At 66.1% G+C, this 16,139-nt stretch carries 6 protein-coding genes; all 6 read left to right on the forward strand.

What is annotated here, in order from left to right; translation table 11 throughout:
- Positions 1 to 7 precede the first annotated feature (7 nt).
- The 6 genes from CH302_RS04085 (at position 8) to CH302_RS04110 (ending at position 16,080) form a co-directional block, all read left to right on the forward strand.
- Positions 8 to 892 carry a tagatose-bisphosphate aldolase gene (locus tag CH302_RS04085; RefSeq protein WP_037190951.1) on the forward strand — a complete coding sequence of 295 codons (885 nt, stop codon included), beginning with the start codon at positions 8 to 10 and terminating at the stop codon, positions 890 to 892.
- A 71-nt stretch (positions 893 to 963) separates the two neighbouring features.
- Entirely contained in the window at positions 964 to 2,043 is a 1,080-nt protein-coding gene (locus CH302_RS04090; protein ID WP_037190948.1) for an alpha/beta hydrolase, read from the forward strand.
- A gap of 68 nt (positions 2,044 to 2,111) precedes the next feature.
- Positions 2,112 to 3,737, forward strand: a complete 1,626-nt coding sequence (locus tag CH302_RS04095; protein WP_037190947.1) for a long-chain fatty acid--CoA ligase — start codon at positions 2,112 to 2,114, stop codon at positions 3,735 to 3,737.
- Between the two features lie 273 nt (positions 3,738 to 4,010).
- Positions 4,011 to 14,252 (forward strand): non-ribosomal peptide synthetase, encoded by a 10,242-nt coding sequence (locus CH302_RS04100; protein ID WP_176460635.1) that lies wholly within the window; start codon positions 4,011 to 4,013, stop codon positions 14,250 to 14,252.
- Positions 14,249 to 15,250 carry an ABC transporter ATP-binding protein gene (locus tag CH302_RS04105; protein ID WP_052047696.1) on the forward strand — a complete coding sequence of 334 codons (1,002 nt, stop codon included), beginning with the start codon at positions 14,249 to 14,251 and terminating at the stop codon, positions 15,248 to 15,250. Before CH302_RS04100 ends, CH302_RS04105 begins: the two co-directional genes overlap by 4 nt.
- Entirely contained in the window at positions 15,247 to 16,080 is an 834-nt protein-coding gene (locus CH302_RS04110) for an ABC transporter permease (RefSeq protein ID WP_037190944.1), read from the forward strand. The genes CH302_RS04105 and CH302_RS04110 overlap by 4 nt, the downstream gene beginning before the upstream one ends.
- The last annotated feature ends 59 nt before the right edge of the window (positions 16,081 to 16,139 follow it).

A 16,139-nucleotide genomic window follows, 5' to 3' on the forward strand; every position in this document is an offset into this window, starting at 1 on the left:
GAAAACAATGAACGAACTCACCACCCTCGAACGTCGCGGAATGGCTGCCATCTCCACCGCCGACGGCAACATGCTCATCGTCGCCGGAGATCAGCGCAACGGCATGAAGGCGGTCATGAAGGACGCCACCGACGGACCCGGCTCGATCACCGTCGAGCAGCTCGCCGACGCCAAGGCCGATCTGGTTCGCTACCTCGGCAATCACGCGCCGGCGATCCTGCTCGACCCGGAGGTCGCGCTGCCGAAGATCGTCGACGAGGGTGTGCTCTCGCGCAACACCGCGTTGGTGGTCGGCATGGATGCCTCGGGCTTCGAGGAGACCGACGGCTTGCGCTACACCCGCTTCGTCGACGGCGTCACCCCGCGCGTCGTCCGCGATCTGGGCGGCGATGTCGCCAAGATGCTGTTCTACATGCGCCCCGAACGGCAGGGCGTCGATTCCCGTGTCGCCGAGGAGATCCGCGACCTCGTCAAGGCATGCTCCGCCGAGGGACTGCTGCTCATCGTCGAAATCCTGACCTACAAGCTCGAGGGCGAATCGGACCAGGATTACAAGGCCGGCTTCGGCAAGATCATCGCCGACTCCACCCGCATCTCGGTCGAATGCGGTGCCAAGGTGCTCAAGCTCCCCTACCCCGGTTCCGCCGAGGCATGTGCCGCCGTTACCGAAGCGGCACAGGGTGTTCCGTGGGCAGTGCTGTCGGCGGGCGTCGACCACGAGACGTTCATCGAGCAGGTACGCATCGCGGTCGCCAACGGCGCGCGCGGCGCGATGGCCGGCCGCTCACTGTGGAAGGACAGCATGGCCGTCTCCGCCGAGACCCGCGAGGACCTGCTCACCAACCGCGCACTGCCCCGTCTGCGCGAACTGAACGAGGCCGTCGACAACTGACATCGGCCTTCGACCGAGCCCGGACACCCCGTCTCGGGCTCGGTCGACGCCGTTCTGGGTAGCGTGAACCCATGACGCACCCCTCGACGCACCTCGACATCGTCGCCGCTCCCGGCGTGTTCGCCGACCTCGCGACGGCGCAGGAATTGGTCGCCAGGGCGCTGTCGGCCCGAGGATTGACGGGCGGAATCGTCGACACCGCAACCGGTTCCGACGAGGCGATCGTCGTTCCCGGTGACGGGATCCCGATCGACACGGCGCCGTACGGCGGTGTCGTTCGGGTCGATCTGGGCCAGTGCACACCGGACAGATCACCGGGCATCCGTACTCACATTCGCGGCCGCGGACTCGACGGCCTGCGATTCGCGATCGACAGCGTGTACTTCCACCGCTTCCACCCCGGAAAGATCCTGCACTACGGGGATCACCCCGAGCAACGCGTCGAGCAGCGGTTACCCGAGAGCGACGGTCCGTTTCCTGTTGCCGTGCTGATCCACGGTGGATATTGGCGGTCGCGGTGGGAATTCGACCTGATGGACGCGATGGCCGTCGATCTGACCGCGCGGGGCTACGCCACGTGGAACGTCGAATATCGTCGCCCCGACGAACACGGGTGGGATGTGATGACCGGCGATGTCGCGTCCGCGATCGCAGCGTTGGAGACGGCACCCGGCGATCTGGATCTGTCCCGGGTAGTTCTGTTCGGCCATTCGGCGGGAGGTCAACTCGCACTGCGAGCCGCGGGCGATTCCGTTGGAACGCCGGTCGCCCCTGCCCTCGCGGTCGGCCTGGCCGGCGTGCTCGATCTACGGGTCGGCGATGAGCGCTGGCTCGGCGAGGGTGCGGTGTCGAATGCGATCGGTGCGCGATTCGCCGGTGCGCAGGAGACGTACGAGGCATCGTCGCCGATCTCGAGGCTTCCGCTCGGCGTTCCGCAGCTGGTGGTGTGCGCGGTATCGGACGATCCCAACCTGCTCGAGATCAGTCGGGCGTACTACGCCGCCGCGTCGGCGGGCTCGGATTCGGTCGTCTCGGTCGAAGGACCCGGGGGCCACTTCGCGGTCGTCGATCCCGCGTCGCAGATCTATCAGGACATGGTTCGCGAGGTCGACGGCCGAATCCGAGGTACCCGAGACCACGCGTCCGAGTAAGTCCGTATCGTGCATGGTGTGACGCGCAGCACAACGACGTGCATGCCGAGACTTCAGGAGCGAGATCGATGAAGAGCACCATGCAGGACACCCCACTGTCCATCGGCCAGCTGGTTCGATTCGGGACGTCCATTCACTCCTCGGCCGAGATCACCACTTGGACGGACACCGGTCCGACCACGGTGACCTTCGGGGAATTGGGTAGGCGGGCAGCGCAACTGGCACACGGTCTGCGGTCGATCGGCATCGACGACGATCAGCGCGTCGGAACGTTCATGTGGAACAACGCCCCGCACATGGAGGCCTACATGGCGATTCCTGCGATGGGCGCGGTGCTGCACACGCTGAACATTCGGCTCTTCCCCGAGCAGCTCACCTACATCGTCAATCATGCCGAGGATCAGGTGATCATCGCCGACGCGAGCCTGCTCCCCCTGCTGACACCCCTGCTGCCGACATTCGAGACCGTCCGGCATCTCGTCGTCGTCGGCGTCGACCCGGCGCAGGTCACTGCACCCGACGGTATCGAGGTACTGGGTTACGAGGACCTGCTCGCAGGCAAGCCGGAAGAGTTCGACTGGCCGGAGCTCGACGAACGATCAGCTGCCGCAATGTGTTACACCTCGGGCACCACCGGCGACCCCAAGGGGGTCGTGTATTCACATCGCTCCATCTACCTGCATTCGATGCAGGCCTGCATGACCGACGCGATGGCAATTGCGCAGTCCGACAAGGTCTTGGCCATCGTGCCGATGTTCCACGCGATGTCGTGGGGATTGCCCTATGCAGCGCTGATGGTCGGTGCGTCGCTGATCATGCCCGACAGGTTTCTGCAGCCGGCTCCGTTGGCGGAGATGATGTCGACACTGCGTCCGACGGCCGCGGCGGCCGTTCCGACCATCTGGCAGGCCCTGCTCGCTCACCTGGACGAGCACCCGGCCGATTTGTCGAGTCTGCGTGACGTTGTGGTTGGCGGTGCCGCGTGTCCACCGAGCCTGATGCGGGCCTTCCACGAGAAGTACGGCGTACACATCTCGCAGGCGTGGGGCATGACCGAGACCTCGCCTCTCGGCACGTCCGGCAAGCCCGATGCCGGGCTGTCGGCTGAGGAGGAGTTCGATTTGCGTTGCACGCAAGGACGATTCGTCGCCGGTGTGCGAGCACGACTCGTCGGCGATGCCGGTGAGGTGTTGCCGTGGGACGGCAAGACCGTCGGCGAACTAGAAGTCCGTGGCCCGTGGATCACCGGCAGCTACTACCGCGCCGATGCAGACGACAAGTTCGACGACGGTTGGCTGCGGACCGGTGACGTGGGGACCATCTCCGAAGGCGGTTACCTGCGCCTGACCGATCGATCCAAGGACATCATCAAGTCCGGTGGCGAGTGGATCTCGTCGGTGGAACTCGAGAACCAGGTGATGGGACATCCGGCTGTTCGTGAGGCCGCGGTCATCGGAGTGCCGGACGCCAAGTGGGACGAACGGCCCCTGGTGGCTGTCGTCGTGCGCGAGGGTGCGTCGGTGACGGCCGAGGAACTGAGAGAGTTCCTCGACAGTCGCGTCGCGCATTGGCAGTTGCCCGAGCGATGGACCTTCATCGACGAGGTCCCGAAAACCAGCGTCGGCAAATACGACAAGAAGCGACTGCGCAGTTCGCATGCCGACGGGGCATTGAACGTCATCGAGCTGGTGTAGCGGCACCGTTCGGAACACCGTGGCCGAACACCGCCCCGAGCACCCGCTCGGGGCGGTGTTCGGCGTCCACTTCCTGACTCCTACACCGCCGAGCGTTGCTACACAGGATATTTGCCGAGACTCGCTAAACAAACCTCGAGTTCAGCAATAGACCAGTTTCACTGTACGTAGGTACGTAAAGAGCCGTTCCAACCTTCGCGGAGTTTGCTACCGTTCCATCGGGGTTCCGAGCAAGTGGGATACGACGGGGCGCACAGTTGCGCGGGGGTAATGGTGACCGATTCAAATCAGGTACTCGGGTTCGTGACGTTGGACGACGACTACGAAGATCCGTTCGAGTTGACGTCCTCGCAGTACGCGATGTGGCTGGCACAGCAGTTGCATCCGCATGCCGCCCACAGCGTTGCGCACTACATGGACGTCCGTGGTGACCTGAATTTCGATCTCCTCGTCGACTCGGTGCGCATCACCGCCGCCGAAACGGGTTCACTGTTGACCCGGCTCCTCGCCCCCGGCGACGGCCGAGATGGTCCGCAGACCGTGCGTCAGTTCGTCGACGCAGCGATTCTGCCCACCGAACTCGAGTACCACGACCTCACCGGATCTCCCGACCCGATCGCGGCCGCACGCGAATGGATGAACGCGGAGTTCACCGCTCGGATCGACCTGTACTCGACACCACTGTCCAGGTCGGCGGTCCTGAAAGTCGGTCACCTACGGTACTTCTGGTACGCACGAGCACACCACACCGTGATCGACGGATTCGGTTCGGCAGTGGTCGCCGTCCGTACCGGCGAGGTCTACTCGGCACTCGAACGCGGCGAGATTCCACCGCCGCGCAAGGCGAGGCACCCGCGCGCATTCGTCGAGGCCGAGGCGGCGTATCGGGCGTCGGCACGAATCGAGAAGGACCGTGCGTACTGGGCGGCAGTGGCGGCAGAACTCCCGGAACCCGTGTCGTTCTCCGGCCGCACGGCCGAACCGTCGTCGTTCAATCATCGGTGCAACAGGACGCTGGACCTGCAGACCGACCAAGCCCTCGCCAGTGCCGCCGGAACGTACAAGACCACCGTCGCCGCTCTGGTGGTCGCGGCTTTCGCCGCATACCTCGCCCGCGCCACCGACACCGCCGACGTCGTTCTCACCCTTCCGATGGCTGCCCGCGTCACCGCCTGGGCGAGATCCTCCGCATCCATGACGGCGAACGCCGTTCCCATCGGAGCCCGAGTCGAATCGACGACCACCATCGCCGATCTGATCGAGAACATCGGCCATCGCATCGGAGGTGCTCTCCGGCACCAGCTGCTCCCCGCGGCGGAGATCGCCGGAGACCTGCGGGCCTCGGGGGCAACCCTGGGGCCGACCATCAACCCGATGCTGTTCGGTGACCGAATTCGGCTGGGCGACCTGGACGCGCGGCTGGACCTGTTGACCTCCGGTCCGACGGCAGACATGGCCGTCACCCTGCACACGAATTCCGACAACGGGCAGATGCGCGTCGACATCGAGGGCAACCCTGCCACGTACGAGCTCGCCGACATCGAAATGCACAGTGCGCGTTTCGCTCGATTCCTGCACGAGTTCGCAACCCGGCAACCCGACTGCCCGATCGACTCCATCGGCGTGCTCACCGACTCGGATCGTCGACTCCTGCTTGACGAGTGGAGCGGCGGTGCGCCTGCTGCTCTGGCAACCCTGCCGGAAATCTTCGGCCGCGGTGTGCGTCGTGCGGCGGATCGTCCCGCGGTCGTCGATGGTGACACCGTGGTCGAGTACCGCGAGCTCGACCGTCGCTCGAATGCGTTCGCACGCCAGCTGATCTCGATGGGGGTCGGCCCGGACGTGCCTGTGGCCGTGGTACTCCCACGCTCGCACAGATCCGTGACCATGGTGTGGGCCGTCACCAAGGCAGGCGGTGCGTACGTACCGATCGATCCTGCACATCCACTCGATCGCATCGAGCGCACGCTGGCGGACTGTGGCGCGCGCGTCGGTGTGACGACGCGAGACATGCACGGCCGACTGCCGTCCGAGATCGACTGGATCCTCGTCGAGGACGATCCCGCACGTGGATTCACCGACGGTGCGATCACCGACGCCGACCGCCTCGCCCCGCTCACTCTCGATCATCTCGCGTACGTGATCTACACATCCGGCAGCACCGGCGTCCCCAAGGGCGTTGCCGTCACCCATCGCGGTATCGGCCCCATCGCCGACGCGGCCATCGCGGCCCACGCCACGGTCGTCGGGTCACGGGTGATGCACTTCGTGTCACCGGGATTCGACGCCTCCGTGCTCGAGATGTTCCTGGCCTTCGGTGCCGGCGGAACCCTCGTGGTACTGCCCACCGGGGTCTACGGCGGCGACGAACTCGGGGCGCTGCTCACCGAGCACTGCATCGACGCCGGGTTCATCACGCCGTCCGCGCTGGCGACGGTCTCCCCCGCCGCCGGGTCGACACTTGTCTCGATCGGAGTCGGCGGCGACGCCGTGCCGGCCGCGCTGGTCGACGACTGGGCTCCTGGACGGCGGATGGTCGACGTCTACGGCCCCACCGAGACCACGGTCGCCGTCACCCTCGGCCCGCTCGAGGCAGGAAAGAAAGTTGCGCTCGGGCGTCCTATCGCCGGTATTCGGGCCTATGTGTTGGACAGCCGACTCGACCCGACTCCCCCGGGATGCGTGGGCGAGCTCTACATCGGCGGGACCGGGGTGGCGCGTGGCTACCACGATCGACGCGGTCTGACGGTGAGCCGATTCGTGGCCGATCCCTTCGGAGGGGGCCGGCTCTACCGAACCGGCGATCTCGTCAGATGGACCGCCACAGGCGAACTCACCTACATCGGCCGTCGCGACCATCAGGTCAAGGTGCGCGGATTCCGGATCGAGCTCGGTGAGATCGAGGAGGCACTTCGCGCCCACCCACAGGTCCGTGACGCCGTCGTGGTCGCGCACGGCGACGGGGTCGCCCGCACCCTCGTGGGCTATGTCGTCGCCGAGAACGATGCGGTGCTCGACCCCGACGAGGTGACCGCCTCGCTCGTCGGTGTTCTCCCCGCGTACATGGTGCCCCACCGCGTGAACGTGCTCGATGCGTTCGAGTTGAACGCCAACGGCAAGGTCGATCGCCGCCTGCTTCCCGAGCCCGTCGACCAGGTCGTGGCCGATCGGCGCGAGCCTGACTCGCCGCAGGAAATCATTGTCGCCCAGGTGTTCTCGGAGGTACTCGACGTGCCGTCGGTGTCGGCCACGGACGACTTCTTCGCCCTCGGCGGCAACTCGTTGCTCGCGACCGTCGTCGCTGCTCGACTCGCCGCCGATGGCCGATACCGCGTCGGCGTACGCGAGGTCTTTCTGCATTCGACGGTCGAGCGACTGGCCGCCGTCGTCGTCGATCTCACGGACGACGGCAGATCGAGTGCGCCGGTTGCTGTTTCGCGTACACAACCGTTGCCCGCCTCGCCCTCGCAGCGCAGCATGTGGTGGATCGAGCGCTACCAGCCGTCGGCCGCGTACCATATTCCGCTCGCTCTTCGAGTCCGAGGCGAGCTCGACATCCCTGCCATTCGGCGGGCACTCGACGACGTCGTCCGGCGCCACGAGAGCTTGCGCACCGTTTTCCGCATCGACCCATCCGAAGATGTGCCGCTGCAGCTGGTTCTCGACGCCCCGAGCACCGAGAATCCGCTGCCGTTCGATGCCGTGACGATCGACGGCGCTGATGTCGATGACACAGCACTGCTCCACTCCCTGTCCGAGATCGCCGCGCGCCCGTTCGATCTCGAACACGATCTGCCGCTTCGTGGACGAGTGATCTCGCTACCGGACCGCGACGAACACGTCGTCGCGATCGTCCTGCACCACATCTGCGTCGACGGCTGGTCTCTCGGCGTCTTGGCTGCCGACATCGGTGAGGCCTACCGAGCGAGATTGGAAGACACTGCGCCGCAGTGGAATCCACTGTCCGTGCAGTACGCCGATGCTGTCGCCTGGCAGAGTGCCCAGTTGGGCGAGGCCACCGACACCGGTTCGACACTGAGTGCTCTCCGGACGTGGTGGTCCGATACTCTCGCGGGCCTTCCCGACACCCGGCCACCGGGCACCATGCGCGCCCGTCCCAGTACGCCGACCGGCCTCGGCGGGGCAGTCTCCACCGTGCTGAGCCCCGACGCGAAGGCTGCCATCGATCGCCTGGCCGCAGGCACCGGATCGACGGAGTTCATGGTCGTGCACGCCGCGTTGGCGCTGCTGATGTCCCGTTCGGGCGTCGGCGACGATGTGGTGATCGGTACCGCTGTGGCGGGGCGCGGGCATCCCGACCTCGACCGCGTGGTCGGAATGTTCGTCAATTCGGTGGTCCTGCGCACCGAGGTCACGCCGAGCCATTCCGTGCGCGAGCACGTGCTCGCGGTCCGAGGCGTTGACATCGAGGCACTCTCTCGGGGACACATGCCCTTCGACTCCCTCGTCGAACATCTGGACCCGGTACGCCTCCCCGGTCGCCACCCGCTGTTCCAGGTGATGTTGACCGACCGCGTCACCCCCGATGTCGACATGGAGATCGGCGGCGGAACCGTGAGCGCGTACGGCATCGACCTACCCGTCACCAAGTACGACCTCGAAGTGGTGCTCGCCCGATCGGCCTCCCGCCCCGACGAGACGACGATCGTGCTGACCTACGCACGGGACCTCTACGACGAGCCCACCGCCGACGCACTACTGCAGCGCCTGACGTCGGTACTCGCCCAGATGGCCGCCGAACCCGACCGTCCGATCCACCGGATCGACGTACTGGTTCCATGCGAACGCGCGCGGCTGTTGCCGATGATCAGCGGTCGAGCCGATCCACGGGGCGTCAGCATCGACCGCGCACTGCGAGACTGCGCGCGGCGTTCGCCGACCGCCGTGGCACTGGTGGAGGACGAGCGATCCATGACGTACGGCGATCTCGACGCACTGGTCACTCGCGGGGCCGCCAACCTTCGCAGTCGGGGTGTGCGAGCCGAGACGAGGGTCGTCGGAATGTTGCCTCGCTCCATGGAAGCTGTGCTGTGCGTGCTCGCCGTCGCTCGCTCCGGCGGCGTGTACGTTCCCGTGGATCCCGCCTACCCGGAGGATCGCCGCGAGTTCATGGTGCGCGACAGCCGCGCCGTCGTCGGTCTCACGCACCTGCGCACGGACGGATCGAACGACTTCTGGCTGTCGCTGGACTCGCTGTTCGCTCAGGCCGGGACGTACGGCCGGGACGCCCCGGAGGTGTCTGCAGTCAATGCGGCGTACGTCATCTACACCTCGGGAACCACCGGCACTCCGAAGGGCGTCGAAATCTCCCGGCAGGCCTACTCCGATGCCGGGGCCGAGCTGGTACGCGCGTTCGGGGCCGACTCGAGTTCTCGCGTATTGGCCTTCGCCTCACCGAGTTTCGATGCGTCGATGCTCGAGATCGCGCTCGCGATTCGCTCGGGCGGCACGTTGGCGGTCGCTCCGGCCGACATCGTCGGTGCGGAAGAACTCGAAGCGGTGATCGCCGTTCATCAGGTGACGCATTGTTTCCTGACTCCGTCGGTGCTGGCGACCCTCGACCTCACCGGACCGGATCTGTCGTCGATGACCACGATCGGCATCGGAGGCGAGAACTTCGGGCCGGAGTTGCTCGCAGTTGCAGCGGCCGGCCGTCGCATCGTCAACGTCTACGGGCCGACCGAATCCACCATCTCCACCCATCTCCCGGTTCTCGACCCGACCCGGGACGTATCCATCGGGATGCCGGTCGCCGGAGTCCGCGCGACCGTTCTCGACACCCGGCTGTCTGCGGTGCCGAGCGGCGTCACCGGTGAATTGCACCTGTCCGGTGGACAACTCGCGCGCGGATATGTCGACCGTCCCGCGCTGACGGCCACCCGATTCGTCGCTGATCCATTCGGCCCTCCCGGGTCACGGATGTACCGCACGGGAGATCTCGCGTACGTCGACGGCGCACACGACCCGACGGTCAAGATCGTCGGCCGCAGCGACTTCCAGGTCAAGATCCGCGGTCTGCGAATCGAATTGGGCGAGATCGACGGCGTTCTCGGTGCGATACCCGGGGTCGATCTCGCCGTGACGACGACGGCCACCTCCCCGTCCGGAGAGACCGTGCTCGTGTCCTACGTGCACGGTGAGGACACCGTCGACGTCGGTGACGTGACGCGGATCGTCCGCGAGCGGCTGCCACGACACATGGTGCCCGCCCGGATCGTGGTCCTCGACGCCATCCCGCTCACCCCGGTCGGCAAATTGGACCGATCCGCCTTGCCTGCACCGTCGTTCGATGTCACTGCCGTCGGCGACGAGCCGCAAACAGAACTCGAATCGACTCTGCTGCAGATTCTGTCCGAGATCGTCGACGTACCATCGGTGGGAACCTCGGCCGACTTCTTCGCCCTCGGCGGCACGTCGCTGTCCGCGACGCGATACGCCACCCGGATCGGTGAGAGCCTGAATCACCACGTCCCGGTTCGGGCGATCTTCGACAACCCAACGGTCGCCGAGCTTGCCGCGCACCTCGACACGGCACGAGAGGGCCCCGAGAACTCGATACAACGATCACACTGGCTCACCACCGAACTGATCGAGAGCGTTCGCTCCACAAGGGGACCCTCGATCCCGCTCTCACCCCAGCAGCAGGCCATGTGGATCACGAGCCGAATCGCCTCGACGGCAACGGCATACAACATCGTGGGCGGCCTCCGCGTCACCGGTGCCTTCGACCCCCATGTGCTGGAAGAGGCACTGAACGATGTGGTGCAGCGCCACGAGTCGTTGCGGACCACGTTCCCGACCACGCCGACGGGACCGGTGCAGCGGGTCTGGCCGCAGCGACGAGTCGAGGTGAGCATCGCGGACTCGCGCGAAAGCGGCTCGATCACCGATCTTCTGGCCCAGGCCGGTGCGCACCGCTTCGATCTGTCGATCGAACTTCCGGTCCGAGCCACGGTGGCGCGGACCGGGGACGACGAGCACGTGGTGGTCCTGGTCGTGCACCACATCGCCGCGGACGGTGAATCGATCGCCCCGCTGTCTGCTGATCTGTTGTTCGCGTACACCACTCGTGAGAGTGGCAACATCCCGATGTGGCCGAGCCTGCCACTGCAGTACGCCGAGTACCAGCTCGCACTCGAGTCGGCGATGACCGACGGAGCGCGAGCAACCGGCCTCGACTACTGGACGAAGACGCTGCGCGACGCACCCGTCGAACACGCACTCCCGTTGGACATGTCGCGGCCGAGTGCACCCACCGGACGGGCGGCCACCATCACGGTGTCGATGTCCGCCGAGGTACGTGCCCGGGTGAGCAGCCTCGCCCGAACCCACCGGTCGTCGGAATTCATGGTGGTACACACCGCGCTCGCCGCGCTCGCATTCGTCGGAACTTCGGCCGGCAGCACCACGGACGTCGTGATCGGTACACCGCACTCGGGACGCGGTGGTACGGCTCTCGACTCGATGGTGGGCATGGCGGTCAACACGCTCGCACTGCGCACCGGCTTCGCACGGTCCGCGTCGTTCGCGGAGGCGCTGGCCGAGGTACGCGACACCGACCTCGACGCGTTCGAGCACGCGATGATCCCGTTCGACGAGGTCGTGTCCGCGCTCGGACAACCGCGTCACCCCGCCCGCAATCCCGTCGTTCAAATCGTGCTCGCCGTGCAGGATTCACCGCCGCTGACGATCGATACCGGCGACCGAACCATCGCCACGATCGACGGCCCGATCACCACCTCGGCGTTCGATCTCGTGGTGTCCGTCCGCCCCGGACACGACGGCAGCGCCGACGTGCGCATCACCTACGCACGAGACCTGTTCCTTCCCAGCACCGTTCGTCATCTGGGGCAACGATTGGTCGAACTACTCGATCGAGCTGCCGCAGAGCCGTCGAGCACCGTCGGTGATCTGCTCGACGCGTCGGAGATCGTTCTTTCTCCTCCCACACTCGGCGCGCTGTTCGACGCGGCCGTCTCACTCGATCCGAATGCGGTGGCAGTCGCTGCGGCGGACGGTTCGCTGAGCTACCGCGAGTTGGACGATGCCGTTGCCACCCTGGCCGATTCGCTTCGTGGGGCCGGTGCGGGGCCGGGAACCTGTGTCGCCCTCGCCGCGCAGCGTTCCCTGGCCTCGGTCACGGCGTTCTGGGCGATCGCGCGAACCGGTGCGGCCGTCCTGCCGCTCGACCCCTCGTACCCGAGCGAGCGGTTGCGCTACATCTTGGAGGATTCGGCTCCGATCCTGGGTCTGTGCGACGACCCGGACGCCGACCTACCGCGCGAGAGCATGACGTGGAGATCGATTCGGGACGTCGAGCCGGTTGACCGGACTAAGCCTGCACCACGGCCGCATCCCGACGACAGCGCCTACGTCGTCTACACCTCGGGAACGACGGGTCGGCCGAAGCCGGTCGCAGTCACTCATCGCGGGCTCGAGCGATTCGCGGTGTCGCTGGGGCTGGAGTTCGACACCGGTCCCCGGTCCCGGGTTCTGCACGTGGCGTCTCCGGGATTCGATGCAGCGATTCTGGAGATGCTGTTGGTCGTCGTTCGCGGCTCGACCTGTGTGGTCGCACCGTCGTCGACCTTCGCGGGAACCCAACTCGGCAACCTGATTCGACGCGAACGGGTCGACACGATCTTCATCACCCCGGCCGCACTGGGGACACTCTCGCCCGATGCACTGCTGTCGGTCACCACGATCGGCACCGGAGGCGAGGCGCTGTCTGCAGCTCTGCTGGACACCTGGTCCGAGGGCCGCCGCTTCGTCAACGCGTACGGCCCGAGCGAGTCGACGGTCGCGGCAACGATGGGTCTGCAGAAGGCGGCGGTGGCACCGCACATCGGGTCCGCGGTACCGGGCACGTCGACGCTGATCCTCGATTCCGACCTGCGCAGGGTGGACGGACCGAACATGGGCGAGCTCTATATCGCCGGTGCAGGCCTGGCTCGGGGCTATCTCGATCGGCCGGCATTGACGGCGACTCGTTTCGTCGCGAACCCCTACGGCGATGCGGGCTCCCGGCTCTACCGAACCGGTGACCTCGTTCGCTCCGTCGCAACAGCGGATGGTACTCAGCTGCGGATTCTCGGACGGTCGGACTCGCAGACCAAGATTCGCGGAGTTCGGGTCGAGCCGGCCGAGGTCGAGGCCGTGCTGTCGGCGAACCCGTCGGTGCAGTCCGCGGTGGTGCTCGTCGAGGAGTCCGCGACCGGCTCGTCGCTCGTCGCGCACGTGAGCACCACGGACGTCGTCGATGTCGATCACCTTCGTGCGGGTATGTCCGAGGTACTCCCCCGACATCTGGTGCCCGCGCGAATAGTGCTGCACGACAGGCTTCCCCTCACCTCACACGGAAAGGTCGATCGGGTCGCGCTCGCTGCGGGACCGGTCACGGTGACCGTCGTTCGCCCCACTGGTTCGACGGTCGATTCGGTGCGATCTGCTTTCGCAGCCGTGCTTGCGGTCGATGTCGCCACCGTCGACACGGACTCCGATTTCTTCGCCCTCGGTGGCAATTCCCTTGCCGCAGTGATGGTGATGGATACCCTGCGTGGACAGGTGGCCGATTCCGATCGAGACCGAGTGGACGTGACGTGGTTCTTCGACGTCGCGACGCCTGACGCGATCGCAGCCCGACTCGATGCGCTGGGACACGGCGGTGTCACCACCCAGACGGCTCCGGTGACTCTGCGTGCGCGGTCTCCGTTCGACGTCCTGATACCGCTGCGCGGAGGATCGTCCGATCGGGCACCACTGTTCTGCATCCATCCGGCCATCGGGTTGGTGTGGAGCTACACCGGGATTCTTCCGTATCTGGATGCCGATACTCCCGTCGTCGGAATTCAGGCACGTGGAATCGTGACCACCGCACCGGAACCGGAATCGGTGAAGGAGATGGCGCGCGACTACGTCAACGCGATCCGCACGGAGTTCCCCGAGGGGCCGTACCGACTCGCGGGCTGGTCGCTCGGCGGGCTCATCGCGCAGGCGATGGCCGTCGAGTTCGAGAAGCAGGGCGAGGCAGTGGAACTGATCGTTCTCGACGCGTATCCGCTGTGCGAGGAGACGGCACGGAGGCAGGAGATGTCGGTGGCGGACCTGCTGCGCGAGTTCGTGGGCGAGTTCGAGGTCGAGGACGATCTGACTCTCGACGACGCCATCGCCCTGGTGCGCAGGCAAGGCGGTGCGGCAACGTTGCTCGACGACGATCAGATTCGACGCCTGTACGACCGGTACCGTCTGTTCGTTCGCCTCGGCTACGAGCATCGGCCCGAGTTCTTCGGCGGCGACCTCACGTTCTTCTCCGCGTCGCGCTACCGCGGGGTGCCTCGATCCCCCTGGGAATGGCGACAATTCGTCGGAGGGACCATCGCAGATCATCCGGTTCAGACGACCCACAACGAGATGGGTACCCCGAAGGCCCTGGCCGAGGTGGCACGCGGCATCGAGTCACGCACTCCGGCAGCCGCATCGGGGCAGTTACGATGAGCGAGACGGTGGTCGAGGTACGGAACCTCGTCAAGGAGTACGTGGGGCGCAAGGGCAATCACGTGGCGCTCAGTGGCGTCGACCTGGTGGTGCCCGCGGGGACGGTGACCGCGGTGTTGGGTCCCAACGGCGCGGGCAAGACCACCGCGGTGCGCATCATCGCGACCCTCAGCGCTCCCACGAGCGGATCGGTGACGGTCGCAGGCATCGACGTGGCGGAGAATCCGCGGGCGGTGCGCGGGCTGATCGGATTGTCCGGGCAGTACGCCGCCGTCGACGGCCGACTCACGGGCTACGAGAATCTGCGGATGCTCGGTCGTCTCTACGGGCTCGGCGGGTCGCGGGCCCGTGCTCGAGCCAAGGAATTGCTGGCGATGTTCCACCTCGAGGACGCTGCGGGACGTGCGGCATCGACGTACTCGGGCGGTATGCGTCGACGTCTCGACCTGGCCGGTGCTTTGGTGGCGCGGCCACCGTTGGTGATTCTCGACGAACCGACAACCGGCCTCGATCCGCGCAGTCGCGGTGAGCTCTGGGATGTGGTCGAAGAACTGACCGGGGACGGCACCGCGGTGCTGCTGACGACGCAGTACCTCGACGAGGCCGAGCGGTTGGCCGACGACGTGGTGGTGTTCGACAAGGGCCGCGTGGTCGCCGAGGGCACGCCGACGCAACTGAAGTCCCGTCTGCGTGTACCGAGCGCACACGTACAGGTCCTCAATCCCAACAGTCTGAGAGTGGCGACAGAGTTGTTGTCTCGCATGAACGTTCGCACCGACCCCGCCACCGTCCGCGAGGGTTGGTTCGCCGCGGACGCGCCGTACGGCTCGCGGTCGCTGATGCTGATCCTGTCCCGTCTGTACGGGACGGGCATCGACGTCCACGATGCGTACGTCAGCGCACCGAATCTCGACGACGTCTTCTTCGACTTGACCGGTGACGAGGATGCCGGCCGTCATCACACGGGTGCCCCGACGGCCGAGAGGATCGATCGATGACCACGATGGCCGCGCGACCCGTTCGCCGCGAGGGAATCGGCAGCTTCCTCGTCGACTGCGCGACGATGACACAGCGCAACCTGTTGGTGATCCTGCGCGTTCCGCAGTTGCTGCTCGGTGCGACGGTGCAGCCGTTGATGTTCGTGCTGCTGTTCTCCTACGTCCTCGGCGGCGCGCTCGGCGGAAGCGAATACCGACAGTTCCTGATGGGCGGAATCTTCACGCAGACCGTAGTGTTCAGTGCCGGGTTCACCGCCATCGGGCTCGCCACCGACAGTCGTGAGGGAATCGTCGAACGATTCCACTCGCTGCCGATGTCGAGGTTGGCGATCGTGCTGGGGCGCACTCTGACCGACGCGCTGGTATCGGTGGTGAGCATCGCCGTGATGATCGGTGCTGGATTCGTCGTCGGATGGCGCATCAACGGGTCACCGAGTTCCGCTCTGGGAGCGATCGCGTTGCTGGTGTTCTTCGGTTTCGCGATGTCGTGGATGGGTGCCGTCGTCGGATTGATCTCGGCCACAGCCGAAAGTGCTCAGAGCGTTCTGATGATCATCGTGTTTCCGCTGACCTTCATCTCGTCGGCCTTCATCCCGTCGGCGACGCTGCCGGGGCCGTTGCGGATATTCGCGCAATGGAACCCGGTGACCTCGGTGGCCCGCGCCACCCGGGAGGCGTTCGGTAATCCCATCGCGCCGTCGACGTTGATCAACGAACCGGTGACCTGGGCGTCCTCGAATCCGATGCTGTACTCCTTCATCGCCTCGATTGTGCTGCTGGCGATCTTCGTGCCGCTGACGCTGAAGGTCTCGCGCGGCCGGGTGGGGTGATCTCGCGCCCACCCGGGTTACACGGGTCTCACACGATTCACGAATACCAGTAATGGTCT

This window comes from Rhodococcus sp. 15-2388-1-1a, from assembly GCF_002259145.1.
GTDB lineage: Bacteria > Actinomycetota > Actinomycetes > Mycobacteriales > Mycobacteriaceae > Rhodococcoides.